The 26,219-nt window shown below is 71.4% G+C and carries 22 protein-coding genes; 5 read left to right on the forward strand and 17 right to left on the reverse strand.

What is annotated here, in order from left to right; translation table 11 throughout:
* Positions 1-136: 136 nt before the first annotated feature.
* The 10 genes from C6Y14_RS28635 to C6Y14_RS28680 all read right to left on the reverse strand — a co-directional run bounded on the left by C6Y14_RS28635 (position 137) and on the right by C6Y14_RS28680 (position 13,986).
* On the reverse strand, positions 137-955 hold the full coding sequence (locus C6Y14_RS28635; protein ID WP_107019732.1) for a TrmH family RNA methyltransferase: 819 nt from the start codon (positions 953-955) through the stop codon (positions 137-139).
* Positions 956-1,019: 64 nt separating this feature from the next.
* Positions 1,020-2,288, reverse strand: a complete 1,269-nt coding sequence (gene cobA, locus C6Y14_RS28640; protein WP_107019733.1) for a uroporphyrinogen-III C-methyltransferase — start codon at positions 2,286-2,288, stop codon at positions 1,020-1,022.
* A gap of 245 nt (positions 2,289-2,533) precedes the next feature.
* On the reverse strand, positions 2,534-6,505 hold the full coding sequence (gene cobT, locus C6Y14_RS28645) for a nicotinate-nucleotide--dimethylbenzimidazole phosphoribosyltransferase (RefSeq protein ID WP_107019734.1): 3,972 nt from the start codon (positions 6,503-6,505) through the stop codon (positions 2,534-2,536).
* A 483-nt stretch (positions 6,506-6,988) separates the two neighbouring features.
* Complete coding sequence (cbiE, locus tag C6Y14_RS28650) at positions 6,989-8,197, reverse strand: precorrin-6y C5,15-methyltransferase (decarboxylating) subunit CbiE (protein WP_107019735.1); 1,209 nt, start codon at positions 8,195-8,197, stop codon at positions 6,989-6,991.
* Positions 8,198-8,401: 204 nt separating this feature from the next.
* Positions 8,402-9,040, reverse strand: a complete 639-nt coding sequence (locus tag C6Y14_RS28655; protein WP_107019736.1) for a GNAT family N-acetyltransferase — start codon at positions 9,038-9,040, stop codon at positions 8,402-8,404.
* Between the two features lie 153 nt (positions 9,041-9,193).
* Complete coding sequence (locus C6Y14_RS28660) at positions 9,194-10,027, reverse strand: MetQ/NlpA family ABC transporter substrate-binding protein (protein ID WP_107019737.1); 834 nt, start codon at positions 10,025-10,027, stop codon at positions 9,194-9,196.
* Positions 10,028-10,089: 62 nt separating this feature from the next.
* Positions 10,090-10,917, reverse strand: coding sequence for a MetQ/NlpA family ABC transporter substrate-binding protein (locus tag C6Y14_RS28665; RefSeq protein WP_107019738.1), 828 nt, complete (start codon positions 10,915-10,917; stop codon positions 10,090-10,092).
* A 146-nt stretch (positions 10,918-11,063) separates the two neighbouring features.
* Entirely contained in the window at positions 11,064-11,897 is an 834-nt protein-coding gene (locus C6Y14_RS28670) for a methionine ABC transporter permease (RefSeq protein ID WP_225891331.1), read from the reverse strand.
* Positions 11,894-12,958: a methionine ABC transporter ATP-binding protein gene (locus C6Y14_RS28675; RefSeq protein ID WP_107019739.1), complete on the reverse strand. Its 1,065-nt coding sequence runs from the start codon at positions 12,956-12,958 to the stop codon at positions 11,894-11,896. The genes C6Y14_RS28670 and C6Y14_RS28675 overlap by 4 nt, the downstream gene beginning before the upstream one ends.
* Before the next feature lie 380 nt (positions 12,959-13,338).
* Positions 13,339-13,986, reverse strand: coding sequence for an HAD family hydrolase (locus C6Y14_RS28680; RefSeq protein WP_107019740.1), 648 nt, complete (start codon positions 13,984-13,986; stop codon positions 13,339-13,341).
* A 69-nt stretch (positions 13,987-14,055) separates the two neighbouring features.
* Between C6Y14_RS28680 and C6Y14_RS28685 the strand changes: the two genes are divergently transcribed.
* Entirely contained in the window at positions 14,056-14,415 is a 360-nt protein-coding gene (locus tag C6Y14_RS28685) for a hypothetical protein (RefSeq protein ID WP_107019741.1), read from the forward strand.
* 109 nt (positions 14,416-14,524) lie between these two features.
* Positions 14,525-14,902: a hypothetical protein gene (locus tag C6Y14_RS28690; protein ID WP_199854897.1), complete on the forward strand. Its 378-nt coding sequence runs from the start codon at positions 14,525-14,527 to the stop codon at positions 14,900-14,902.
* Positions 14,903-14,997: 95 nt separating this feature from the next.
* Here C6Y14_RS28690 and C6Y14_RS28695 read toward each other — a convergent pair whose 3' ends face one another.
* The 3 genes from C6Y14_RS28695 to C6Y14_RS28705 form a co-directional block, all read right to left on the reverse strand.
* Positions 14,998-15,501 carry a GNAT family N-acetyltransferase gene (locus tag C6Y14_RS28695; RefSeq protein WP_107019742.1) on the reverse strand — a complete coding sequence of 168 codons (504 nt, stop codon included), beginning with the start codon at positions 15,499-15,501 and terminating at the stop codon, positions 14,998-15,000.
* A 46-nt stretch (positions 15,502-15,547) separates the two neighbouring features.
* On the reverse strand, positions 15,548-16,054 hold the full coding sequence (locus C6Y14_RS28700; RefSeq protein ID WP_107019743.1) for a sigma-70 family RNA polymerase sigma factor: 507 nt from the start codon (positions 16,052-16,054) through the stop codon (positions 15,548-15,550).
* Between the two features lie 159 nt (positions 16,055-16,213).
* Positions 16,214-17,416, reverse strand: coding sequence for a glycerophosphodiester phosphodiesterase (locus tag C6Y14_RS28705; protein WP_107019744.1), 1,203 nt, complete (start codon positions 17,414-17,416; stop codon positions 16,214-16,216).
* A 517-nt stretch (positions 17,417-17,933) separates the two neighbouring features.
* Here C6Y14_RS28705 and C6Y14_RS28710 point away from each other — a divergent pair.
* Complete coding sequence (locus C6Y14_RS28710; RefSeq protein ID WP_225891333.1) at positions 17,934-18,557, forward strand: lysophospholipid acyltransferase family protein; 624 nt, start codon at positions 17,934-17,936, stop codon at positions 18,555-18,557.
* A 230-nt stretch (positions 18,558-18,787) separates the two neighbouring features.
* On the opposite strand, the gene C6Y14_RS28715 is transcribed toward C6Y14_RS28710, so the two are convergent.
* The 4 genes from C6Y14_RS28715 to argH form a co-directional block, all read right to left on the reverse strand.
* Positions 18,788-20,305 (reverse strand): MFS transporter, encoded by a 1,518-nt coding sequence (locus C6Y14_RS28715; RefSeq protein ID WP_107019746.1) that lies wholly within the window; start codon positions 20,303-20,305, stop codon positions 18,788-18,790.
* Positions 20,302-20,853 carry a TetR/AcrR family transcriptional regulator gene (locus C6Y14_RS28720; RefSeq protein WP_225891334.1) on the reverse strand — a complete coding sequence of 184 codons (552 nt, stop codon included), beginning with the start codon at positions 20,851-20,853 and terminating at the stop codon, positions 20,302-20,304. Before C6Y14_RS28720 ends, C6Y14_RS28715 begins: the two co-directional genes overlap by 4 nt.
* 105 nt (positions 20,854-20,958) lie before the next feature.
* Positions 20,959-21,930: an aldo/keto reductase gene (locus C6Y14_RS28725; protein ID WP_107019748.1), complete on the reverse strand. Its 972-nt coding sequence runs from the start codon at positions 21,928-21,930 to the stop codon at positions 20,959-20,961.
* Positions 21,931-22,759: 829 nt separating this feature from the next.
* A complete protein-coding gene (gene argH / locus C6Y14_RS28730) occupies positions 22,760-24,193 on the reverse strand; it encodes an argininosuccinate lyase (RefSeq protein WP_107019749.1) in 1,434 nt (477 codons plus the stop codon).
* Between the two features lie 381 nt (positions 24,194-24,574).
* On the opposite strand from argH, the gene C6Y14_RS28735 reads away from it, so the two are divergent.
* Together C6Y14_RS28735 and C6Y14_RS28740 are read left to right on the forward strand one after the other, a co-directional pair.
* The gene (locus C6Y14_RS28735) at positions 24,575-25,453 is read left to right on the forward strand and encodes a hypothetical protein (protein ID WP_107019750.1); all 879 of its coding nucleotides are present in this window, start codon (positions 24,575-24,577) and stop codon (positions 25,451-25,453) included.
* Positions 25,454-25,631: 178 nt separating this feature from the next.
* Positions 25,632-26,219 carry a pyridoxamine 5'-phosphate oxidase family protein gene (locus tag C6Y14_RS28740; RefSeq protein WP_107019751.1) on the forward strand — a complete coding sequence of 196 codons (588 nt, stop codon included), beginning with the start codon at positions 25,632-25,634 and terminating at the stop codon, positions 26,217-26,219.

Below are 26,219 nucleotides of genomic sequence, written 5' to 3' on the forward strand. Positions count from 1 at the left end.
AGCGCGCCGTTCCCCGCGCCCCTTACGGGGCGCACCCGTCGGCCCGTGCCATAGAGGCACCGAAGTGTTGTCCGTCCGCTGCGCGTGCGTCGTGGCTGAGCGCGCCGTTCCCCGCGCCCCTTGCGGGGCGGGGGGGCTACGGGGCCGGTCTGCCTGTTGCCACCGCGTAGAACGCTACCGCTGCTGCCGCTCCTACGTTCAGGGAGTCGACTCCGTGGGCCATCGGGATGCGGACCCATTCGTCCGCTGCCACCAGGGCCTGGGTGGACAGGCCGTCGCCCTCCGCGCCGAGCATGAGGGCGACCCGGTCCATGCGGTGCGGGGCCACCTCGTCGAGGGTCTTGGCCTTTTCGTCCGGGGTGAGTGCGAGGAGGCCGAAGCCCGCCTCGCGGACCGAGTCGAGACCCTTGGGCCAGGAGTCCAGGCGGGCGTACGGCACGGCGAAGACCGCGCCCATGGAGACCTTCACCGAACGCCGGTACAGCGGGTCCGCGCAGTCCGGTGAGAGCAGGACCGCGTCCATGCCGAGGGCGGCGGCCGAGCGGAAGATCGCGCCGATGTTCGTGTGGTCGTTGACCGACTCCATGACGACGACCCGGCGGGCCGTGCGGAGCAGGTCGTCGGGGGTCGGCAGCGGTTTGCGCTGCATGGAGGCGAGCGCGCCGCGGTGCACGTGATATCCGGTGACCTGTTCGGCGAGGTCGGGGCTGACCGCGTACACCGGGGCCGGAAGTTCGTCGATGACGTCGCGCATGACGTCGACCCACTTGGCGGACAGCAGCATCGAGCGCATCTCGTAGCCGGCGTCCTTGGCCCGTCTGATGACCTTCTCGCCTTCGGCGATGAACAGGCCCTCGGCCGGTTCGCGCTTGCGGCGCAGCTCCACGTCGGTCAGGCCTGTGTAGTCACGCAGGCGCGGGTCGGCTGGGTCCTCAACGGTGATGAGATCGGCCACAGGGTGATACTGCCTTGTCCTGGGTGCGGTGCCAACGGCTTGGAACGGGTTGTGTTACCCGGGGTTACTCAGATGTCCCGTCGGAGGTCCTGTCGGACGTCTCGAACGAACCGTCCGCGCCCACGGTCACGACCTCCCCGATGACGATGACCGCCGGCGGCCGGACCTCCTCGGCCCGGACGGTCTCACCGACCGTCGCCAGGGTCGCGTCGACGCGGCGCTGCGCCGCGGTCGTGCCCTCCTGGACGAGCGCCACGGGAGTGCCGGGCGCCTTGCCGTTCTCGATGAGGGTACGGGCGATCGCGCCGATCTTGTCCACGCCCATCAGGACGACGAGGGTGCCACGGAGCTTGGCGAGCGCCGCCCAGTCGACCAGGGAGCGTTCGTCGTCGGGGGCCACATGGCCGCTCACGACCGTGAACTCGTGGGCGACTCCCCTGTGCGTGACCGGGATGCCGGCCGCGCCCGGCACGGAGATCGAACTGGAGATGCCCGGGACGACCGTGCACGAGATGCCCGCCTCGGCCAGCGCCTGGGCCTCCTCCATGCCGCGGCCGAAGACGAAGGGGTCGCCGCCCTTGAGCCGGACCACCGACTTGCCCTGCAGGGCGTGCTCGATGAGCGCGTTGTTGATGGCCTCCTGGGCCATGAAGCGCCCGTACGGGATCTTCGCCGCGTCGATCACCTCGACGTGCGGCGGGAGTTCGGCGAGCAGGTCGCGCGGGCCCAGGCGGTCGGCGATGACCACGTCCGCCTCGGCGAGGAGACGCCGGCCGCGGACCGTGATCAGGTCCGGGTCGCCGGGGCCGCCGCCGACCAGGGAGACGCCGGGCGTACGGGTGCGGTGGTGGGGGGCCACGAGGGTGCCGTCGCGCAGGCCCTCGACCACCGCGTCACGGATGGCCGCGGTGTGGCGGGGGTCGCGGCCCTTGGCGTCCGTGGTCAGGACGGCCACCGTGACGCCCTCGCTGTGTCCCGTCGCCGGGGTCCAGGCGGTGGCCTCGTCCGCGTCGTCCGCGCGGACGCACCACACGCGGTGGGACTCGGCCTCGGCGGAGGCCTCGGCGTTCGCCGCGGAGTCGGGGGTGGCGATCAGGACGTACCAGGACTCCGCGAGGTCGCCCGGCTCGTACCGGCGCCTGGTCCAGGTCAGTTCGCCGGCGTCCGCCATGGCCTCGACCGAGGGGGTCGCGGACGGGGACACGAGCTGGATGTCCGCGCCCGCCGCGATGAGGGCCGGGAGGCGGCGCTGGGCTACCTGGCCGCCGCCGAGGACCACGACGCGGCGGCCGGCGAGGCGGAGGCCTACGGGGTAGGCGGGGTTTTCGGCCATGGAGGTGCGGCTCCTCATGCGGGTGGTGCGGGGTGGCGCGCTGCGGCGGTGGAGCGGGCCTGACGTGCGGATTTTATGGGGCGGGGTGGTGGGGGGCTGGGGTGGGTGGGGGTACTTTCCCCTGGCCCGCCCCTTCCCGAAACCGGGGCTGCGCCCCGGGCCCCCCGCGTGTGCGGGTCCGTCGTCGGTCCGTGCCCACCCGTTCCGCCTTGCGGAACGCCTGCCCACAGACCGACGACTCGCGCCTACTTCTCGGTCACACCCGCCGAGTCGAACGTCGCCACCTCGTGCATCGCCCTGGCCGCGCTCTGGACCACCGGGAGGGCCAGGAGGGCGCCCGTGCCCTCGCCGAGGCGGAGGTCGAGGTCGACCAGGGGGCGCAGGCCCAGCTTGTTGAGGGCGGCCACATGGCCGGGCTCGGCGCTGCGGTGGCCGGCGATGCAGGCCGCCAGGACCTCGGGGGCGATCGCTCGGGCCACCAGTGCGGCGGCGCCGGCGCTGACGCCGTCCAGGATCACCGGCGTACGCAGGGACGCGCCGCCGAGGAGGAGGCCCACCATCGCGGCGTGTTCCAGGCCGCCGATGGCCGACAGGACGCCGATCGGGTCGGCCGGGTCCGGCTGGTGGAGTTCCAGGGCGCGGCGGACGACCTCGGTCTTGCGGGCCAGCGTCTCGTCGTTGATGCCGGTGCCGCGGCCGGTGACCTCGGCAGGGTCGCTGCCGGTGTAGACCGAGATCAGGGCGGCGGACGCCGTGGTGTTGGCGATGCCCATCTCACCCGTGATCAGTGCCTTGTTCCCGGCCGCCACCAGGTCGCGGGCGGTCTCGATGCCCACCTCGATGGCCGACCTGACCTCCTCGCGGGTCAGCGCGGGCCCGGTCGTCATGTCGGCCGTGCCCGCCCGTACCTTGCGCGGCAGCAGGCCGGGCGTCGCGGGCAGGTCGGAGGCCACGCCCACGTCGACGACGCAGACCTCGGCGCCGACCTGCGCGGCGAAGGCGTTGCAGACCGCGCCGCCGCCGAGGATGTTGGCCACCATCTGGCCCGTGACCTCCTGCGGCCACGGGGTGACGCCCTGGGCGTGCACGCCGTGGTCGCCCGCGAAGATCGCGACGGCGGCCGGTTCCGGGATCGGGGGCGGGCACATCCGGGACAGGCCCGAGAGCTGCGCGGAGATGATCTCCAGCATGCCCAGGGCCCCGGCCGGCTTGGTCATGCGCTTCTGGCGCTCCCAGGCCTCGCCGAGGGCCTTGGCGTCCAACGGCCGGATGTTGGTGATGGTCTCGGCGAGCAGGTCGTGCGGCTCCTCGCCGGGCAGGGCGCGACGGCCGTACGTCTCCTCGTGGACCACCCAGGACAGCGGGCGGCGCTTGGACCAGCCCGACTGCATCAGCTCGGGCTCGTCCGGGAACTCGTCGACGTATCCGACGCAGAGGTAGGCGACGACCTCAAGGTGCTCGGGCAGGCCGAGGCCGCGGACCATCTCGCGCTCGTCGAAGAAGCTGACCCAGCCCACGCCCAGGCCCTCGGCGCGGGCCGCGAGCCACAGGTTCTCGACGGCGAGCGCCGAGGAGTACGGGGCCATCTGCGGCTGGGTGTGGCGGCCCAGCGTGTGCCGGCCGCCCCGGGTCGGGTCGGCGGTGACGACGATGTTCACCGGGGTGTCGAGGATGGCCTCGATCTTCAGTTCCTTGAACTGCTTCGCGCGGCCCTTGGGAAGCGACTTGGCGTACGCCTCCCGCTGGCGTGCGGCCAGTTCGTGCATCGAACGCCGGGTCTCCGCCGAGCGGATGACGACGAAGTCCCAGGGCTGCGAGTGGCCGACGGACGGCGCCGTGTGGGCCGCCTCCAGGACACGGAGCAGGACGTCGTGCGGGATGGGGTCGCTGCGGAAGCCGTTGCGGATGTCGCGGCGTTCGCGCATGACGCGCAGGACGGCCTCGCGCTCGGCGTCGTCGTAGCCGGGCGCGGCCGGGCCGGTGGACTCACGTGTCTGGGCCACTGCGGCCGTGCTCTCTTCCTGGTCGGCGGCCCTGGTGTCCAGGTCTTCCGCCTGCTGTGCGGCTACGGGCTCGGGGGTGTCGTCCGCGGCCTCGTGCACGGGGAGCGTCCCGGTCCCGGGGGCCGGAGCGGGCTCCCGGGGGGCCGGCAGGACGAGGATCGGCTCGTCGTCCAGCTCGTCCTCGGACGCGGTGTCGGGCCCTGCGGCGGGTACCGGCGCGAGCGCCGGCTCCGGGGCGGATTCAGCCACGGGCTCCGGCGCGGGCTCCGGCGCGAGCTGCTCGACGGGCGCCGTGGGCGGGGCCGCCGCGTCTTCGCCGGTCTGCTCGGCCGGCTCCTCCGGGAGGGGCGTCACCGGCATGCCGTGCGGCGGAGTGGGGGCCAGGTGCGGGGTGGTCGGGACCGTGCCCTCGACCGGTACGAACTGTCCGACCTGGGCGGCCGGATCGGCTGGATCAGCCGGGTCGGCCTGTCCGGGGTGCCCCGCGGGCTGCTCCGGCGCCGCCTGGAAGTCGTCCTGGAGCTGGGCCTGCTCTCCCTGCGACGCGTCCCCGGAGGTCTGGTCGGCGGGCGGTGCGGGTGCCTCGGCGTGCACGGCGGGGCCGGGCTGCACCGGCTGTGCCGGGTCGGGCACACCGGCGCTCGGGTCGGCACCCACCTGGGGCTCTACGGCCTCCGCGGGCACCCCGGGCTCGACAGGCGCGGCGAACTGCGGGGCCTCGGCGGTGTCCTGGACCTGGGCCGTGACCTGGGCCGCCTCCGCGGCGACGGGCTCGGCCTCACTCGGCTGAGACTGCGGCTGCGGCTGCGGCTGCGGCTGCGGCTGCTGGAATCCGGCCTGCGGTCCGGCTTCGGCGAAGGGGGCGGCCGTGTCCTGAGACTGCGGGACCGGTGCCTCGTACTCGGGGTGCTGCGGCGCGTCTTCCGCCGTCGGGGCGACGGGGGCCTCGGCGGCGTACGGTCCGGCCTCGTCCTCCGACGGGTGGGCGAAGTGGACGGCGGCCGGTGCGGCCGGGAAGGGCGCTGGCTGCGGGGCGTGCGGGAAGTCGGGAAGCGCCTGGGCGTACTCGGGTCCGAGGCCGCCCTCCGGAGCCTGCGGGAACAGCGAACCGTCGGCGAGCTGCGGGGCCTGCGCGTAGTCCTGCACCAGAACCGGTTCCGGGAACTGGACCGCTTCCGGCGCCGGAACGGCTTCCGCGGGCTGTGCGACGCCGGCCGGCTGGTCCGGGGCCGGGGGCTGGAGCAGCAGTTCCGGCTGCGGAGGGACGTACGCCTGCTCGGCGGCCTCCTCAGGAGCCTGCTCGGCGGCCTGCGGAGTCTCCGGAACCGGTACGGCAGCCGGCGCCACCGCCGGATCGTCCGCCCCGGCGCCACCGGTGGGCTCCACGACGGACTGTGCGGACGACACCTCGTGCACCGGGTCGGCACCCGAGGCGTCGTGCCCCTGCGCCTGCGGGGCCCCGGGCGCCTGCTCCGCCGCCGGAGCCTCGGCCGCCTGCTCCGGTGGAGCGGGAACCTCCTGGCTCTCGGCGGGCGACGGCCCGGCTCCCGCGTCGGATGTCTGCGCGTCGGGCGCCTGCGCGACCGGCGCGGCTCCCGCCGTCACGGGCGCGCCCGCGTACGCCCCCGCACCCTCCGGGAAGACCGTTTCTGCAGGCGTCCCCTCGGAGACGACCTGTGCCACGGGAGGCGCGACCTGGACCTGAGCCCGGGCGCCCCAGGGAGACGCGCCCTGCAAGGCGATCTCGTCACGCGGTGCGTCGAGGTACTCGGGGCCGGGCGCGGCCGGAGCGGCGTGCCGTACGGGGAACGCGGCGGCCGGGGCCCCCGCCGGACCGCGGTCGGCGAGCGAACGCACCGGGCTGCCGGCGCCGTCCGGGGTCGGCGGGCCGAGGTGCAGCGGGCGGCGGGCGACGGGCGGCTGCGGCGCTGAGGTGGACATCCGGACGGCGCTGAGGTCGACCGAACCACTGTCGCGGCCCGACGTCTCGTGCGGACCGGGCTCGTGGACGGCCTCGACGACCGGTACGGGGACCGGTGGGGCCACCTCGTTGCCCCACGCGCCCTGGGCGCCCGGCAGCAGCAACAGGTCTTCGTCTTCGGCGGTGGGCTCGGAGAGGTAGGTGTACGCGCCGGGGGCGGGGACGCCCGGCTGCTCCACCATGCCTGCGTTCTCCGGCAGTCCCTCGCCCGGGACCTGGCCGGTGTCGGTCATGCGTACCCCTCGCCCATCGGTTTAGTGCTCCTACGACCTGCTCGTCCGGGGCGGCGCACCGACCGCCCGTCATGAGAACGAGCACACGGGCCGGGCGGCACGAACGACCGGTCGACAAAGCCATTAACTGGCATTGTCGCGGTCGGCCCGCCCCCGCGACAGGGTGATCCGTCACGGCCCGCTGTGGACTGCGCCACTTTGCGCGTCCTCCGGTTCTGCCGTACCACACGCCCCTCAAAATGGGTGCGTTTCGCGGGCATTGACCGGCGAAATACCGGACAAGCCGATTGCAGTACAACGATCGGCCAGCCTACCGCGCGCAGTACGACAACAGGATCACAGGACGGCGATCAGCCGGCGTCCCGAAGGGGCGCGGGGAACTGCGCGGGCAGCCACGACGCACCCGCAGACAACGCACCTGCCGCCGGCCCAGCACCCCGCGGAGCACTCCGCGGAGCCCCCCGGGGCAGCGCTGAAGCCGGACTACAGCCGGCGTTCCAGTTCCCCGGAGAGCAGGAACGCCACACTCCGCTCCTTCTCCGTCCACGCGCGCGTGTCCAGTTCCACGGACTGCAGAAGGGCGCACTCGACCCGGTACCCGTGCTCGGTCAGGTCCCGTCCGATGAGTTCCGCGGCATCGCGGGTGGCCGCGTGCGTGACGATCCGCTCGGGACGCCGGTCGGCGACGGCGGAGACCACCGCGGCGCCGCCGCCCCCGACGCGTACGACGTCCGGCTCGGGGAGGTTCTCCAGGATGTGCGGGGCGGTGCCGTGCGTGATCTGGAGCTGGACACCGAACCGGCGGGCGGTCGCCATCGTGCGGGCGCAGGCGTCCGCGTCGCGGTCGACGGCGATGACGGCGGCGCCGCAGCGCGCGGCCTCCGTGGCGAAGGCGCCGCTGCCCGAGCCGATGTCCCAGACGAGGTCGCCGATCCGCGGCCCCAGGCGGGCGAGTTGGGCGGCGCGCAGGACCTCGGTCTCGCCCTCCCCCAGCTCGTCGCCGTACGTCTCGTCGGGCAGCGCCCAGCCGCGCGGACCGGTCCCCGGGTCGCGGCCGGCGATCCAGCCGCCGCCCTCGGAGGAGGTGACCGGGCCGCCCATGACGATGACGACGTTCGGGTCGCGCCAGGTGTGGTCGGCGACCTTGTCCGAGGTGAGCATCGAGACGCGCTCGCGCTCGGTGCCGAGTTCCTCGCAGATGACGAAGGTGCGGTGGACTCCGTCGAGGAGCAGTCCGAGTTCGGCAGGTCCGGCACCGGGTGAGGTGAGGACGGCGACCTTGGTGTGGGCGCGGCACACATTCACCGCGCGTCGCAGGGTGCGCCGGTGTGCGACGACCACCTGTGCGTCGTCCCAGGGCATCCCGGCGCGGGCGAAGGCGGCGGCCACGGACGAGACCGCGGGGACGACCTCGACCTCCAGGCCGAACTCGGGGTCGCGCAGGGTGCGTACGACTCCGAAGAAGCCGGGGTCCCCGTCGGCGAGGACGACGGCCGTGCCGCGGTGGGCGGCGACGCGGCGGGCCGCGAGGGCGACACTGCCGAGCCGGATGCGTTCGGCGGCCGCGGGCACCTCGGGGAGTGCCAGGTGGTGTGCCGCGCCCGCCACGAGTGTCGCGGCGCCGAGAGCCGAGCGCGCCGCGTCCGTCAGCGGCGAGCCGTCGCAGCCGATCACCGTGACCCGGTCGGCCATCGTTGTCAGTCTCCTGGAGTCATCGCAGGTCGTCGGATGGGCGGCGGGCCGCCGGGCAGCCGCCCGGAGCCCCGTGAGCGTACCTCGTGACGTCCGGGGGTGTCGGTGGGGGTCTCGGCGCGGTGATCGGGGGGCTGTCGGTGCGGTTCGCGCTTCGCGGTGGGGATGCGGGCCGGGGGCCGGGGGCCTTCCGGTTCAGCCGGTTCAGTTCCAGTCGGAGTACGCGGTGAAACCACCGGTGTCGGCGAGTTGCTCGGCGATGCCCTCGATGTCCTCGGGAAGCAGGCCCCACACGATGAAATCGGTGCGCAGGTCCTCCCAGCGCCCGTCCTCGGTGCGGGTGCGCGCTATGCAGGCGCCCCGCAGGACTCCCTCGCTGATGCAGCCGATCTTCTGCGCGACCTGCTGGGAGGCGGTGTTGTCCGCCGCCGTGCGCACTTCGAGGCGCTCGAACTTCTGGTCGTTGAAAAGCCATTGGGCGGTGGCGAGCGCCGCCTCGGAGGCGTAGCCCTCGCCGCGGGCCCAGGGGGCGGTGATGTACGACAGCTCCGTGGAGCGGACATGCCAATTCGTGTTGCCGAGCTGGATGATGCCGACCAGGCGCTGGGTGAGGAACTCCACGACGACCAGGTCGAGTCCACGGCCGGCGGTGCGCTCGGTGGGCGCGTACTCGTCGATCCACCTGCGGGCGGCGGCCTCGGTGAACGGCTGCGGCACGGACGTCCAGGCCGCGACCTGTTCGTCGTTCATCATCTCCGTGAAGGCCGGAATGTCCTCGTCCTCAAGAGGGCGCAGCACCAACCGCTCCGTGTTCAGGGAGATGTCGGGGAAGGTGTTCGTCATGCGCCGCTCCGTAACCATCAGGGACCGTCGGGCCTGCTGAACTGCCCAGCATGCAGCATGCAGGCACCGAACTGCACCACGGAGTCGGCTCCTTGTCGACGAGTCGACACCGTGGCGCAGCGGGAACGGCTCGGGGACGGCCGCGGTCAGGCGTCACCCGGAAGTGACGGGCAGCACCGATCCCTTGTACTTGTCCTGGATGAACTTCCGCACCTCGTCCGAGGTCAGGAGCTCGGCCAGCTTCTCGACCCGCGGGTCGTCCTCGTTGCCCTTCTTCACGGCAAGGAGGTTCGCGTACGGGTTGTTCTTCGCGGACTCCAGCAGGATCGCGTCGTCGGCCGGGCTGAGGCCCGCATCCTGGGCGTAGTTGTTGTTGATGACCGCGGCGGCCACGTCGTCCAGGGAGCGCGGCAGCTGCGCCGGTTCGAGCTCCTTGAACTTGAGGTTCTTCGGGTTCTTCACGATGTCGCCCGGGGACGCGGTCGTACCGGCCCCCTCCTTCAGCGTGATGACACCCTCGGAGGCGAGGAGTTTCAGGGCGCGGCCCTCGTTGGTGATGTCGCTGGGCACCGCGACGGTGACTCCGTCGGGGAGGTCGGCGACGGCCTGGACCTTCTTCGAGTACACGCCCATGGGCGGCAGGTACGCGTCCACGACCGGAACCAGGTCGGTGCCCTTGGACTTGTTGAAGTCGTCCAGGAACGGCTCGTTCTGGTACAGGTTCGCGTCGAGCGAGCCCTCCTGGAGCGCGGTGTTCGGCAGGACGTAGTCCGTGAACTCCTTGATCTCCAGGTCGAGCCCGTTCTTCGCGGCGAGGTCCTTCTTGATGTACGACAGGACCTCGCCGGCCGGGACCGCGGTGGCGCCGACGATCAGCGCGCCGCCGTCACCTCCGCCGCCGGATCCCTCGTCCCGCGCACCGCAGGCGGTCAGGGTCAGGCCGAGGGCCAGTGCGGCGGCGGCCGCGGAGATGACGGGCTTGCGCATCGTCGGCGCCTTCCTCAGGTGGTTCGGTGGTTCGGGTGACTCGGACGGTGCGGAGCGGTCGGTCAGAAGGACGCGATGACGGAACCGGCGTACTTGTCCTCGATGAACTTCTTGACCTCGGCGGAGGTCAGGAGCTTGGCGAGCTTCTTGACGCGCGGGTCGTCCTCGTTGCCCTCCTTGACGGCGAGGAAGTTGCCGTACGGGTTGTCGTCGGCGGACTCCAGCACGAGGGCGTCCTCGGAGGGCTTGAGGTCGGACTCGATGGCGTAGTTGCCGTTGATGACCGCCGCGTCGACGTCGTCCAGGGAGCGCGGGGTCTGGGCCGCCTCCAGCTCCTTGAACTTCAGGTTCTTCGGGTTCTTCGCGATGTCCTTGGGGGTCGCGTCGTTGCCCGCGCCGTCCTTGAGCGTGATGATCCCGTTGGCGTCGAGGAGCTTGAGCGCCCGCGCCTCGTTGACCGTGTCGTTCGGGACGGCGACCGTCGCGCCGCTCTTCAGCTCGTCGGCCTTCTTGATCTTGCTGGAGTAGAGGCCGAGCGGCTCCAGGTGGACCGTGACGACGGGCACGATGTGGGTGCCGTTCTTCTTGTTGAAGTCGTCGAGGTACGGCTGGTTCTGGAAGTAGTTGGCGCCGACCGAGCCGTCCTCGGTCGCGGTGTTCGGCAGGACGTAGTCCGTGAACTCCTTGACCTGGAGGTCGAGTCCCGCGTCCTTCGCGAGGTTGTCCTTCACGTAGTTCAGGATCTCGGCGTGGGGCACGGGGCTGGCGGCCACGATCAGCGGCCCGCTCGTGTCGGAGGCGTCGTCCTTGTCCGAGCCGCAGGCCGTGAGGCCCAGGGTGAGGGCTCCGGCGGCGAGGACGGCGGTGGTGAGCTTTACGGCGTTACGCACGAAAAGTGCCTTTCCATTTGGGCTGGGTGACCCCGCGAAGGGTGTGCGGGGACGTCTGAGGGTGTGGGGTGGGGACGCCTACGAGGAGGGGCGACGCGTCCGGGATCGCTGCGGCTGTACAGAGATCTCGGAGGGTCTCGGAGGTCTCAGTCGACCTTGCTCACGTCGGCCGCGGGCGTTTCGGCGGAGGTGCCCGCGTCCGCGGGACCTGAGCCGGAACCGGAACCGGCCTCGGTGTCGCTGTCGGTGGTCGCCCGGGAACCGGAGTTCGCCGCGGCCCTGCTCCTGAGCAGCCTGAGCCGCGGCGCGGCACCGGACTGACCGCCGCGCCGGTGCAGCCCCCGGGCGGCGTAGTCGCCGACGAACTGGATGAGGGAGATGACCACGGCGAGAACGGCCACGGTGATCCACATCAGTTCGGTCTCGAAGCGCTGGTAGCCGTAGCGGATGGCGATGTCTCCGAGGCCGCCCGCGCCGACGGTGCCGGCCATCGCGGAGTAGCCGATGAGGGCGACGATCGTCGTCGTGGTGCTGGAGATCAGCGACGGGAGCGACTCGGGGACGAGCACCTTGCGTACGACGGTCCAGGTGTTGCCGCCCATCGACTGCACGGCCTCGACGAGCCCGCCGTCCACCTCGCGGACAGCCGTCTCGACCAGGCGCGCGAAGAACGGGATCGCTCCGATCGCGAGCGGCACGATGGCGGCCTCACGGCCGATGGTGGTGCCGGTGATCGACCGGGTGAAGCCCATCAGCGCGACCATCAGGATGATGAACGGCATCGAGCGGGCGATGTTCACGACCTGCCCGATGACCTTGTTCAGCACGGTGTTCTGCAGCAGGCCGCCCCGGTCGGTGAGGACCAGCAGGATGCCCAGCGGCAGACCGCCGACGACGGCGATGACCGTCGACCAGCCGACCATGTAGAGGGTGTCCCAACACGCCTGCTCCAGCAGCGGCTGCATCTCGGACCAGGTCACTTGGCACCTTCCTTCACCAGCGCGGACGCCAGAGCCGCTGCTCCGACGAGCTCGATCTGCAGTCCCTGCTCGCGCAGGAAGCCGATCGGCACGACGTTGTCCTCGTACCGCCCGGGAAGTTCGATGCGCATCCGGCCGACCTGCCGGCCCGCGACCGTGTCCATCGCGGCGCCGAGGATCGAGATGTCGATGTTGTACGTGCGCGAGAGCTGCGAGATGACCGGCCGGGTCGCGGCGTCGCCGTGGAAGGTGACGTCGATGACCGTGCGGTCGTCGCCGGAGGCGTCGCCGCCGACCGGGAAGAGCGCGGCGGCCAGCTCGGAGCCGGGGGTGGCGAGCAGTTCGGTGACGGTGCCGGACTCGACGATCCGCCCGTTCTCCATGAGCGCCGCCGAGTCGCAGACGGTCTTGACGACGTCCATCTCGTGCGTGATGAGCAGGACGGTCAGCCCCAGCTGACGGTTCAGGTCGCGCAGCAGGTGGAGAATCGAGCGGGTGGTCTCCGGGTCCAGGGCGCTGGTCGCCTCGTCCGACAGGAGCACCTTCGGGTCCCCCGCCAGGGCGCGGGCGATACCGACGCGCTGCTTCTGGCCGCCGGAGAGCTGGGCCGGGTAGGACTTGGCCTTGTCGCTGAGACCGACCAGGTCGAGCAGTTCCAGCGCCTTGCGGGAGCGTTCCTTGCCCGACTTCCCGAGGATCTCCAGGGGCAGCTCGACGTTGTCCTGGACGGTCCGCGTCGACAGCAGGTTGAAGTGCTGAAAGACCATGCCGATACGGCTGCGCGCCTGCCGCAGCTCCTTGCCCGCGCGCGGGCCGCGCCCGGCGAGGGCCGTGAGGTCCTGTCCGGCGACGCTCACGGTGCCGGCGGTGGGGCGCTCCAGCAGGTTGACGCAGCGGATGAGGGAGGACTTGCCGGCGCCGGACTGTCCGATGACGCCGTACACCTCGCCTTCGCGGACATGCAGATCGACGCCGTCCAGGGCGGTGACCTCTCGGCCGCGTGAGCGGTGAGCCCGATAGATCTTCGTCAGGCCTGTTGTCGTGATCACTGGGGTTTCCATCACTGTCGAGTGCGGGGCGTGGGTGTGCGCCGGGCACGGGGACGTTCCGGTCGGAACGCGGCACGGTCGTTCACGCGGTGGCGTGGAGAACCAGGCTTCGGCAGAACCGCGTGCGCGGGGCAGGCTCAGTCGCGTACGAAAAAGGGGCGTACGGGCAGACGTGAGCGGACTCGCTTCGGGGCGCGAGGCTGGGGGCGGTGCGGGGGCCCTCTAGAAGGCGCACATTCGACACATACAGCGAGCACCGGGCGTCATGGTCGCCTCGGTCGCAAGGATGCGGCTGCTCGTCGTGGTCATGAGAAAATTAAAGCAGATCTTTGCGCGGGACAGGGAACCGCTGTCCGCATCACGGACAGCGGTGGACACCCCCTGGACACCTCTCAGTCCCCGACGGAGAGCTCCACTCCCTCGTCGGTGACCAGTGCTGACACGGCCGAAAGGTCCTCGACCACGACATCCGCGATCAGCTCGGCGGCCCGGTGGGTTGTGGTCAATGCCACGGTGGTCATCCCGGCCGCGCGACCCGCCTGGAGACCCGCGGGCGCGTCCTCGAAGACGACACAGCGGGCCGGGTCCACGCCGAGCCGCCGGGCGGCGAGCAGGAACGGCTCGGGGTCGGGCTTGCCGCGCGTGATGTCGTCGGCGGCGACCAGGTTCTTCGGGCGGATGCCGACCTCGGCGAGACGGGCCTCGCCCAGCCGCCGGGTGGCGGAGGTGACGACGGCCCAGCGGTCGGCGGGCAGCGAGTCGAGGAGGGCCTTCGTCCCGGGCAGCAGGTGCACACCGCCCACGACGTCCTCCACCTCCAGCTGCTCGATGCGCACGACGGCTTCGGCGACCCTGGCGGCGGGCAGCAGGTCGGCGGCTATCTCGGCGGCCGGGCGGCCGTGCAGCTCGACCCGGGCGAACTCCTCGGCGGTGATCCCGTACTCCGCGGCCCACCTGCTCCAGCATCGGTACACCGAATCGAGGGACGAGACGAGTGTTCCGTCGTTGTCGAACAGCAGGGCGTCGGCATGGATCTTCATGCCGTCGACCCTACGGGGCACCCCGGGGGCGAGCGCATCGGGCCTTTTGGCCCGTAATAGGGTCGCGGCATGCTTGATGCCCTGACGGTCGCGACGGCCGTCGCCGCGCTCGCGCTCGCCGCCTGGTGCGGCTGGGCCGCCTACCGGGACCAGCCGACCAAGGACTGGCACTTCATCGGCATGGCCGTGGTGACGCTCCTCACCCTCGTCCAGCTGGTGGTCGGCATCGTCCTGCTGGCCCGCGGCGAGAAGCCGGAGCAGGGCACGACGATCTTCGTGTCCTATCTGATCGGCGCGCTCGCGTGCATCCCGGCGGCGGGCTTCATGTCCCTGGCGGAGCGCACCCGCTGGGGTTCGATCACTGTCGCGGCGGGCGGCGTGGTCCTCGCCGTCCTGCAGGTACGGCTCTACGACATCTGGGGAGGCTGAGATGGCGGTGCCCGCCGAGAATCCCGGGACGCCCGAGAATCCCGGGACGCCCGAGGACTCCGGGACGTCCGGCAAGCCCGGCCGCACGCGCCTCATCAGCGGCCCCGGCATGCTGCTGGTCTGGCTGTACGGGGTGATGGTCGTCGGCGCCGTGTCGCGCTCGGCCGTACAGATCGCGACGGAGTTCGACAAGGCGCCGCTCGCCTACTCGCTGTCCGCGGTGGCCGGCCTCGTGTACGGCTTCATCACCTACTCGCTCGTACGCGGCGGCGAGCGGGCCCGCAGGGTGGCACTGGTGTGCTGCGCCGCCGAACTCGCGGGCGTCCTGATCGTCGGCACCTGGACGCTGGCCGACCCCTCCGCCTTCCCCGACGCCACGGTCTGGTCGGACTACGGCATGGGCTACCTGTTCATCCCGGTCCTGCTCCCGATCACGGCGATGTTCTGGCTGCGCACCTCACGCAAGCAGGGGGTCAGCGCCCCGTAGGGCGCGCCCCTTCAGGGGCGCGGGGAACTGCGCGCTCAGCCACGACGAACCCGCTGAATCCCACCGGCCACCGGGCGGAGCAACCGCGCGGAGCGCTACGCGCTGGCGACGAACGCGCCGGCCTGCGCATCCTTCGCCAAGGTCACCAGACTGAGCCGCTCATCGACCCGCTCGGTCGACACGGCCTCGTACCCGTGCTTCCGGTACAACCGCAGATTGCGGTCACTGCGATGCCCCGTGAAGAGCTGGAAGCTCTTGGCGCCGGCGTCCGCAGCGAGCCGCGACTCGATCGCGTCGAGCAACCGCCCGCCCAGTCCATGCCGCTGCATCCGCGGGTGCACGATCAGCTTGTCGATCCGGGCCGTGCCATCCGCGCCCACGGAGCCGCGCACCGAGGCCACCACCTCGTCGCGGAGCCTGGCCACCAGGACCGTGCCGTCCGTGAGCTCCGCCTTGAGGGAGTCCAGCGGCTGGGTGAGGGGCTCGATGCTGTAGTCGCCGTACAGCTCGGCCTCGCTCTGGTAGCAGAGGAACTGCAGTTTGAGGATCTGTTCGGCGTCCTGTTCGGTCGCCGCCGAGATGGTCACGCTCATGCCCATGTGTGCATGCCTCCCGCTCACCTGTTCCGCCGGTTGTCCCTCACTCCTATCCCCGCGGTTCATGCGCCGCAACCTCCGATGTGAGCATTCGGCGCAGACAACTCAGGCATCTGGAACGATCCGGACCGAGACTGCCCTGTGAGATACCCAACTCCCCCGCGATCTCCCGGTACGTGAGGTCTTTCGGGGACAGCAGAGCCGCCATGAGGCGCGGGCAGCGGCCCGGCAGCCGACGTACGGCGGAGTGCAGGGCCCGGCGCCGGGCGGCGCTGAGTGCCAGCTGCTCGGGGCCCGGCCGGGTGTCGTCGGCGGGCTCGGAGACGTACGGCCGTTCGATGTTCGCGGTGCGTCCGGCGCGGCGCGCCTCGGTGCGGACGGCGACGCGCAGCCAGGCGGCCGGATCGGCGGGCGGGCCGTCCGTGCCGAGGCGCTCCAGGAGGCGCACCCAGACGTCCTGTTCCAGGTCGCTGGACTCGGCCCCGGTGGCATATGCCTCGGCCGAGGCCTCGGCGACGAGCAGGGGGCGCAGTGTGTCGAGCATGTCGTGGGTCATATGCGGCACGACGCGACCGCCCCGGCGCGAGGTTGCCGGGACGGCCGTGCGTCACCCGACCGGGTTCGCGGGCGCGGTCGTTGACGACCGCGCCCGCGGACGGATCGGCTCCGGATCAGTTCTGGATCAGCTCTGGATCGGTTCTGGATCGGTTCCGGGTCAGTTCTTCTTGAGGAAGTCCTCGCGGGCGAGGAGGCCGGTGTCCGGGTTGTCGGTGAAGACCCCGTCGATGCCGGTGGCGAAGTACGTGGCGAAGGCGCCGAAGGCGTCACCGTAGGCGTCCGCGTCGGTGCCCTTGCGGAAGTTCGCGGGCAGGAAGGGGTTCTCGTTGCGCATCGTGTACGGGTGCAGGATCAGGCCCTCGGCGTGCGCGTCCCGGACCAGGGTGGTCGGCGTGGTGAGGTTGCCGCTCGCGTCCTTCGGGATGATCAGGTCGAGGGTCGGTCCGATGCCCTGCGCGTAGGAGGCGATCCACTTCAGACCCGCGGGCTTGACCAGGTCGGCGACCGTACGCGGGTCGCCCGTCTCCACGAAGTCCCAGGGGCGGGTGTTCACCGCGGACAGGAGCACGGCCAGCGGGTTGTCCACCAGCTTGTTCAGGCGCTGGATGCTGGTCGGCTCGAAGGACTGGAGGATGACCGGCGAGTTCTTCTTGTGAAGGCCGTGCCTGCGCAGCACCTTGGCGACCCGCTCCTCCAGGCCGAGGCCCAGCTTGCGGAAGTAGGTGGGGTGCTTCAGCTCGGGGTAGATCCAGACCTGCCGGCCGAGCTTCCTGCTCTGCTCCTCACGCCAGCGCAGCACCTCTTCGAAGGTGGGGATCTCCCAGCGGCCGTCGTAGAGCGTGTTGTGCGGGCGGTTGGCCGGAACGCGCTCCTTGGCGCGGAGGGTCTTCAGCTCGGCGAGCGTGAAGTCCTCGGTGAACCACCCTGTCGTGGAGACCCCGTCGAGCAGCTTGGTGACCTTGCGGTCCGCGAACTCGGGGTGCGCGGCGACGTCCGTCGTACCGCCGATCTCGGGCTCGTGGCGGCAGACGAGGTGGCCGTCCTTGGTCGGCACCAGGTCGCCGGCCTCGATGATGTGCGCGCCCGTGTCGAGGGCGAGCTGGTAAGAGCCGAGCGTGTGCTCCGGGCGGTAGCCGCTGGCTCCGCGGTGCCCGATGACCGTGGGCCTGGGCAGGCTCTTGTAGCCGCCGTTGTAACTGCCGCTGCCGTGCTTCTCGGCGGCTCTCGCCGTGGCCGGCAGTCCGAGGACCGCTCCGCCGGCGCCGAGGACCGCGGCCCCGAGCAGTGCGCGCCGGCCCGGGGTGGTCCCGGTGCGGCCCTCGTTCGAGTCCTGCGTGTCCTGCGTCCCCTGCGTGCCCATGAGCGCTCCTCCGCATACTGCCCTGCACCTGTCAAAGCGGGACTGATCGTAGGTGGGGTGCGGTGACGGGTGGGAGACCTTGGACGGAACACGTGGGTGACGGTGGGTGTCTTCCTGCCACTGTCCCTGGGGGCTGCGCCCCCAGACCCCCTGTCGCGCTTGCGCGCTCGTCCTCAAACGCCGGACGGGCTGAAGAAGAAAGGCGGTCGGCGGCAAACGGAAGTTTGGACAGCCGTGGGTGGGAACCTGCCCCATGAGGGCTAACTCGTGCGGATTTCGTCACACCGTCTCGTACGGATGACGGCCGTGTGACACGGCACCACCCCAGGTAAACAAGGGTCAACAGTGCGTATCCAGTCGGTGAACCCGATGTGCAAGACCCCGGCGCGCGCGAGTATCGTCCTCACCTGCACAGACTTGAAACCCACACAGACTTGTCACCCACCCCTTGACACCGGAGGGCCCGTTGTCCCGCTTCGCGCTCATCAAGGCAGTGCTCGGACCGATCATGCGCCTGATGTTCCGCCCACGGGTGGAGGGTGCGGAGCGCATCCCGGGCACGGGTCCGGTCATCCTGGCCGGCAACCATCTCACGTTCATCGACTCGATGATCATGCCGCTGTTCTGCGACCGCCAGGTCTTCTTCATCGGCAAGGACGAATACGTCACCGGCAAGGGCCTTAAGGGGCGGCTGATGGCGTGGTTCTTCACCGGCTGCGGCATGATCCCGGTCGACCGGGACGGCGGACGCGGGGGTGTGGCGGCGCTGATGACGGGGCGTCGGGTGCTGGAGGAGGGCAAGGTCTTCAGTATCTACCCGGAGGGGACCCGGTCTCCCGACGGGCGGCTCTACCGGGGCCGCACCGGTATCGCGCGGCTCGCGCTGATGACCGGGGCGCCCGTGGTGCCGTTCGCGATCATCGGTACGGACAAGATCCAGCCCGGTGGTGCGGGGTTCCCTCGGCCGGGGCGGGTCACCGTTCGGTTCGGTGAGGCGATGGAGTTCTCGCGGTACGAGGGGATGGATCGGGACCGGTACGTGCTGCGGGCCGTGACCGACTCCGTGATGGCTGAGGTCATGCGGTTGTCGGGGCAGGAGTATGTGGACATGTACGCCACGAAGGCGAAGGAAGCGGCGTAGCTCCGCTGGGTTTTTGACCGGGTGGTCGTCGGCCTGTCGGGTGCGGGCCGTCTTGGGCCGGTCGCGCAGTTCCCCGCGCCCCTGAGGGGGTGACGGCCGGTGGCACAGTGCGGGTCGTATGTGGTCGAGCGCGCCGTTCCCCGCGTCCCTGGGTGGTGGGGCGCGGGGAACAGTTCGTACGTGATCGTTGTCGTGGGCTGGGCGCGCCATTCCCCGCGCCCTCTACGGGGCTACAGCTTTTGGTTTCTCAGTAGGTGCCATGCTGCCGCTGACGCGGCCAGCAGGACCAGCGCGCCCAGGCCTGCTGCCAGGGCGACGCCGTCCACGAAAGCCGTGCGGGCCGCGTCCAGCAGGGGCTCGGGGGTGGGCAGGGCCGAGGACGCCTCCACCGCTCCGCCGAGGGACTCGTGGGCCGCGTCGGCCACGTCCCGCGGGGTGCCCGCCGGGGCCGTGAAGCCCGCGTAGACGCCCGTGACGATCGAGCCCAGCAGGGCGATGCCCAGGGCCGCCCCCAGCTCGTACGCCGTCTCGGAGACCGCGGACGCGGCGCCCGCCTGTTCCCTGGGCACGCTGGAGAGGATCACGTCGGCGGTCACGGTGAAGGAGAAGCCCGCGCCGACGCCGACGACCAGCAGGGCCGCGCCGAGGAGCGGATAGCCGGTGGACTGGTCCAGCACGGTCAGCGCGGCCAGGGCGAGCCCGATCGCGGCGAGACCGCCAGCCACGACGGCACGTACCGAGTACCTGCGAGCGAACGTTCCTGCGACCAGTCCCGCCGCCACCGCGCCCACCGCCGCGGGCAGTTCGGCGAGGCCGGCCTCCAGCGGGCCGCGTCCCTGCACGAGTTGCAGGTACTGCGAGAGGAAGAAGACCACTCCGGACAGGCCGAGGATGGTCAGCAGGTCGGCCAGCACCGCTCCGGAGAAGCCGCGGTTGCGGAACAGCCGCATGTTCAGGAGCGGGACGGGGAGGGTCAGTTGGCGGCGTACGAAGCCGTACAGCGCCGCCGCTCCGAGCAGGGCCGCCGCGCCCGCCGTCGCGTTCGGACCGTGCGACGCGGCCTCCTTGATGCCGTACACGATGCCGACCATGCCGACGAGGGACAGCACGACGCTGAGGAGGTCCCAGGGGCCGGGCTCGGGGTTGCGGGACTCCGGCAGGAGCTTCACACCGACCAGGACGAGGACCGCCATGACGGGCAGGTTGATCAGGAAGACCGAGCCCCACCAGAAGTGTTCGAGCAGGAAGCCGCCGAGGACGGGGCCGACCGCCGTACCGGCCGAGGCGGTGGCGCCCCAGATACCGATGGCGAGACTGCGTTCGCGCGGATCGTGGAAGAGGTTGCGGATGAGGGCGAGCGTGGCGGGCATCAGCGTGGCACCCGCGACACCGAGCAACGCCCGCGCCACGATCAGCAGTTCGGGCGTACTCGCGTAGGCGTTGAGCACGGAGACCAGGCCGAACGCGACCGAGCCGACAAGCAGCAGCTTCTTGCGGCCGACACGGTCACCGAGACTGCCCATGGAGACGAGCAGACCTGCGATGACGAACGAGTAGACGTCACCGATCCACAGGAGCTGATTGCCGGAAGGCTTCAGGTCCTCACTGATGTAGGGGGTCGCGAGACCGAGGACGGTCGCGTCGACGGCCACCAGCAGCACGGCGAGGACGAGGACGGACAGCGCGAGCCAACGGCCCGGTCGCTTCTCCGTCTCCGCCGCGAACGCCGGCCGCGTCGTGCTGGTCATGATTCCTCTCTCCGTAGTGCGCCGCCGAGCAACAGCTCGACGATCATGTACTGGAAGTCCTTGGCCGCCACCCGGCCCTCGCTCACGGCCCACGCCCCGGAGGCGAAGAGCCCGTAGAGGGCTTCGGTGAGCCAGGCCGGAGTCAGGTCGATACGGAACTCGCCGCTCTCCTGGCCCCGCCGGAACAGCGCCGCGATCCGGGCGTCGATGCGGGACCAGCCCGCGTTCTGCTCCTCGCCCTCGAACAGCTGGTTCTCGGTGTAGAGGAAGCCGAGCAGTCCCGCCGCGCTCTCGAACTCGCCCACCAGACGGCGTACGGCCTCGCGAGCGGTGCCGTCGTCGAGCCGGGCCGCCCCCAGCGCCGCCTCGCACTCCTGGATGCCCAGCTCTTCGAGCGCCCTGACGAGCGCGTCGCGGCCCGCGAACTGGCGGTGCAGGGTCGCCCGACTGATCCCGGCCGCCTTGGCGACCTCGTCCATGGTGGCGGTGGCTCTGCGGGTCAGCAGGGCGGCTGCGCTGCGCAGCACATGTTCACGATCGACGGCCATGAGACAACCATAGCCCACATGAGACATGAATGTCTCATGTGGGGCATGTGACGCTCACCAGGAGGGGTCGGGGAACGTCAATAAGGGGTGGTCGGGCGGGAGAGGTCAGTGCCAGGGCAGGCCTGCGCGGTGCTCCCAGTAGGCGCCCGGCTCCTCGGCCAAGGTGTCGAGGCGGGCCGCCTGGCCGTCGTCGAGATCGACGACCGCGGCGTGCAGGTTGGAGGCGAGCTGGTTGGTGGTGGCCGCGCCGGAGAGGACCACGCCCGCCCAGGGGCGGCGCAGCACGAAGGCGAGGGCGACCGCGTCGGAACCGGCGCCCGCCTCCTCCGCGATCGCGTGCACGGTGGGCGGCGCGTGCGGGTCGGCGAGGCGGCCGTTGGCCATGCCCTCCTTGATGATCACGGTGAGTCCGGCCTCGTGCGCCTCGGCCAGCGCGGGTCCCGCGGAGGTGTCGAGGATGTTGTACGTGGCCTGGACGGTCCGGAAGAGGGGCGTCGAACCGACGGTCACGGCGAGCGCGGCGCGGATCGCGTCGGCCTGGGCGGGACCGCTGGTGGAGAAGCCGACGGTCAGGCCCTGCACGGCGGCCTCGGCCAGTTCGGCGTGCAGTTCCTTGTCGGTGAGGGCCGGGCTCTCGGGCGTCACCGAGTGGATCTGGTAGAGGTCGAGCCGGTCGCCGAGCAGTTCGGCGCTCTCGGCGCGCTGCCGCACGTACGTGGTGAGGCTGTGGTCCTTGATCTCGTGGGCCTCGGCGTCCGTGCGCCAGTCGGCGGTGTAGGTGTAGCCCCATTTGCTGCCGACGACGATGTCGTCGATGGCGGGGCGCGCGGTCAGCCAGCTCGCCAGGAACTCCTCCGAGCGGCCGTACGAGCGGGCGGCGTCGAAGTAGCGGACGCCTTGGGCGTAGGCGGCGTCGAGGAGTTCATGGGTGCGGGTGCGCAGCGTTTCGACGCTGCGGTCCGCTCCGAGGTCTTCGTCCCGGCCGAGGGTGATGTAACCGGGGCGACCGATTGCGGCGAGGCCGAGGCCGATGTGGCAGGTGGGGGTGGTGGCTGTTGCCAGTCGGGCGAAGGGCATCGCAAGCTCCGTTGGTCGGCTCCGGGCGGCTGTCCGACCAACGTATCCCGATGACCTTCCGGCGGGCGGGTGGGTGGGCCGTCGCCGGGTGCGGGTGCGCTGTGGCTTGTCGCGCAGTTCCCCGCGCCCCTCACAGGGCCGGTTGTCTGGTGCGGGTCGTGTGTGGTTGCCCGCGCAGTTCCTCGCGCCCCTTGGGGGGTGACGGCCTGTCGTCCGCTGCGGGTGCGTCGTGGTTGCTCACGCCGTTCCCCGCGCCCCTTAGGTGGCGACGGCCCGTCATCCACCGCGGGTGCGTCGTGGTTGCTCGCGCCGTTCCCCGCGCCCCCGAAAGGACCGTTGTTCGCTGCGGGTGCGTCGTGGCTGAGCGCGCCGTTCCCCGCGCCCCTTAGGGGCGAAAGGCTGGGGCGCAGCCCCGTTTTTCAGGGGCGCGAGGAACGGCGCGGGCAACCACGGCGTGCCCGCAGCATTCGTCCGGCCCTCACCCACCTCAGGGGCGCGGGGAACTGCGCGACCAGCCACAGCGCGCCCGCAGCACGCCACCGGCCGCCACCCCCCAAGGGGCGCGAGGAACGGCGCGGGCAACCACGGCGTGCCCGCAGCATTCGTCCGGCCCTCACCCACCTCAGGGGCGCGGGGAACTGCGCGACCAGCCACAGCGCGCCCGCAGCACGCCACCGGCCGTCACCCCCCAGGGGACGCGGGGAACGGCGCGGGTGACCGTGGCGTGCCCGCAGCGGTCGGCCGGGCGGTGTCTCCCGAGGGGCGCGGGGAACTGCGCGCAGTCGGCGGCCGGGCCCAGTGGCCCCGGGCTTCCGGACGCCGTTCGGGCCTACCGCCTCGACTTCGCCGTGGACCACGCGTGCTGCGTCGCCACGTCCGACTTCACCTCGGTGAGTTGGACGGCGACCGCGCTCGGGGCCGTGCCGCCGCGCGCGGAGCGGGACGCCAGCGCGCCGGGGACGTTCAGGACCGACCGCACCTCGGGTGTGAGATGCGCGGAGATCTTCGCGAACTGCTCGTCGGTGAGTCCGTCCAGTTCGACCCCGTCGGCCTCGGCGGCCTTCACGCACTCCCCCGCGACCTCGTGCGCGACCCGGAACGGCACCCCCTGCTTCACCAGCCACTCGGCGATGTCGGTGGCGAGCGAGAACCCGGCCGGGGCCAGTTCCTCCATCCGTTCGCGGTTGACGGTCAGTGTCGCCATCATCCCGGTGAAGGCCGGCAGCAGGACCTCCAGCTGGTCGCAGGAGTCGAAGACCGGCTCCTTGTCCTCCTGGAGGTCGCGGTTGTAGGCGAGCGGGAGGGCCTTGAGGGTCGCCATCAGGCCGGTGAGGTTGCCGATCAGACGACCGCTCTTGCCGCGCGCCAGCTCCGCGATGTCCGGGTTCTTCTTCTGCGGCATGATCGACGAGCCGGTGGAGAACGCGTCGTGCAGGGTGACGAAGGAGAACTCCTTCGTGTTCCAGATGATGACCTCCTCCGCGATCCGCGAGAGGTTGACGCCGATCATCGCGGTGATGAAGGCGAACTCGGCGGCGAAGTCCCGCGAGGCCGTGCCGTCGATGGAGTTGCCGACGCTGCCGTGCTCGAAGCCGAGGTCCTTGGCGACCGATTCCGGGTCGAGGCCGAGGCTGCTGCCCGCGAGCGCGCCGGAGCCGTACGGCGACACCGCGGTCCGCTCGTCCCACTGCCGCAGCCGCTCGGCGTCCCGGGAGAGGGCCTGCGCGTGGGCCAGGACGTGGTGGGCGAACAGCACCGGCTGGGCGTGCTGGAGGTGGGTGCGGCCGGGCATCGCGACGTCGGGGTGCGCCTCCGCCAGGCCGACGAGCGCGTCCTGGAGTTCGGCGATCAGGCCGCCGATGATCCGGGCGTGGTCGCGCAGGTACATCCGGAAGAGCGTGGCCACCTGGTCGTTGCGCGAGCGGCCGGCGCGCAGCTTGCCGCCGAGGTCGGGGCCGAGCTGCTCCAGGAGTCCGCGTTCCAGGGCGGTGTGGACGTCCTCGTCGGCGACGGTGCCGACGAAGGAGCCGTCCGCCACTGCGGTCTCCAGCCGGTCGAGGCCCGCGAGCATCCGGGTCAGCTCGTCGTCGTCGAGGAGGTGCGCCTTGTGCAGCACGCGCGCGTGGGCACGTGAACCGGCGATGTCGTAGGGCGCGAGCCGCCAGTCGAAGTGGACGGACGCGGACAGCTTCGCCAGTGCCTCGGCGGGACCGTCGGCGAACCGCCCGCCCCAGAGCCGTACGTCACCACTGTTGCTGCTCACTGGCTGCGCTCCTCAGAACGATCAGGACGATCAGAACGATAGGGAAAAGACGCCCACAAGGGCGCCCCTCAGGGGCGGTGGGAACTGCGCGACCGGCCCGGTACGACCCGCACCTGACGACGGTACCGACCGTTTCCGCAGTACATCACCGCACCGCCATGCATGATTATGCAGACTGACGCATGATTCGTCAATCCAAGGCGCCCGGGACGTCGCCCACAGCGTCGGAGTGGCGCGCGGCGACCGAATTTCCGCGTCCGTTGAACGCGAGAAACCGCTTACCCGTACTCCACCCCGAACGCAGGCGCCGCGTCCGTGAAGCACCTTCGAACCCCACTTCGAAGTCACCGCCCCCTCCCCTGACCCAAGTGAGGCATCCCCATGTCCAGGGCTCTTCCGAAGTACAACAAGCGCCGCGTGGCGATCATCGGCGGCGCGGCCGCGGTGGCGTTGTCCGGAGCGGTGATCGCAGGTTCCGCCCTCGCCGGGGAGACGTCCAGGAGCAACGAAGGCCAGGCCTCCACCCTCGCCTCCCCCGGCACGATCAGCTGCCCCGCCGTGGACGGCAGTCTCCCCGCGATCCCCGCGTCCGCCCAGGACGAGGTCACCAGGAACCTCGCCCTCCTGGACACCCAGATCGCCGAGGCCAACCAGCGGCTCATCGACACCGTCGGCCAGGGCGGCGCCAACTTCGTCCAGAACGCCATCCTCGGCCCCCTGGAGGACAAGCGCGTCGCCACCCTCAACCGCATCGAGACCGCCATCGGCCGCACCGCCGCCAAGCCCGAGGGCCTCGAAGCCCTCGCCCCCTGCGAGCTGAACGCCGACGGCGCTGCCGAAGCGGGCGGCGAGGCGGGCGAGGAGGCCGGGGCCGAGCCGACCGGGGCGGCCACGGAGGAGGCCGGCGGGAACGCGGGCGACACCGGCGGAGCCGAGGACACGGGCGACACGGGTGACGCGGGCGCCGTCGGTACGGTCGACTGCCCCGCTGTCGAGGGCAGCCTGCCCGCGATCCCCGCGTCCGCCCAGGACGAGGTCACCAGGAACCTCGCCCTCCTGGACACCCAGATCGCCGAGGCCAACCAGCGGCTCATCGACACCGTCGGCCAGGGCGGCGCCAACTTCGTCCAGAACGCCATCCTCGGCCCCCTGGAGGACAAGCGCGTCGCGGTGCTCAACCGCATCGAGACCGCCATCGGCCGGGCCGCGGCCAAGCCGGAAGGCCTCGAAGCCCTCGCGGCCTGCGAGCTGAACCAGTAGAGCCGGCGCCACCCCCACGGGCGCCCCGCGCGCCCGCCGGGGCGAGCCCGGGCTCCGGGACCCGGGGCCACACGGCCCCGCGGGTCCCGGAGCCCGCTGTCCGCCGTCAGCCGTCAGCCGTCAGCCGTCAGCGCAAATAGTTAGACAGGCGAAAGACTTTCGCCGATAATCAGCGACCATGGGAAAGACCTACGAACGCATAGACGGCCGCCTGCGTACGTTCATCGAGGCGCAGCCCCTCTTCTTCACCGCCACCGCGCCATTGTCCGGCGACGGCACGGTCAACCTCTCGCCCAAAGGACTGACCGGTTCGTTCGTGGTCCTCGACGACCTCACCGTCGCGTACCTGGACTTCGCCGGCAGCCACGCCGAGACCATCGCGCATCTGCGGGAGAACGGCCGGATCACCCTGATGTGGTGCGCCTTCCAGGGCCCGCCGAACATCGTCCGCGTGCACGGCCGGGGCGAGCCGGTCTTCCGCGACGACCCCCGGTTCGAGGAACTCCTCGCACACTTCCCGGACATCACCCCCGACCCGCACGGCCTACGGGCGATCATCGTGGTGACGGCCGAAGTCGTCCGGGACAGCTGCGGTTACGCGGTGCCCTTCATGTCGTACGACGAGGACCGCGACCTGCACGCCAGGCGCTTCGCGCGCGAGGACGACGCCTCGCTGAACGCGTACTTCGAGAAGAAGGAGCACATCGGGACCAGCATGGACGGCCTCCCCGGGCTGCCGCTGCCCCTGCCGGCCCGTACCGTCTGA

The organism is Streptomyces dioscori (assembly GCF_003024195.1).
Taxonomy (GTDB): Bacteria; Actinomycetota; Actinomycetes; order Streptomycetales; family Streptomycetaceae; genus Streptomyces; species Streptomyces dioscori.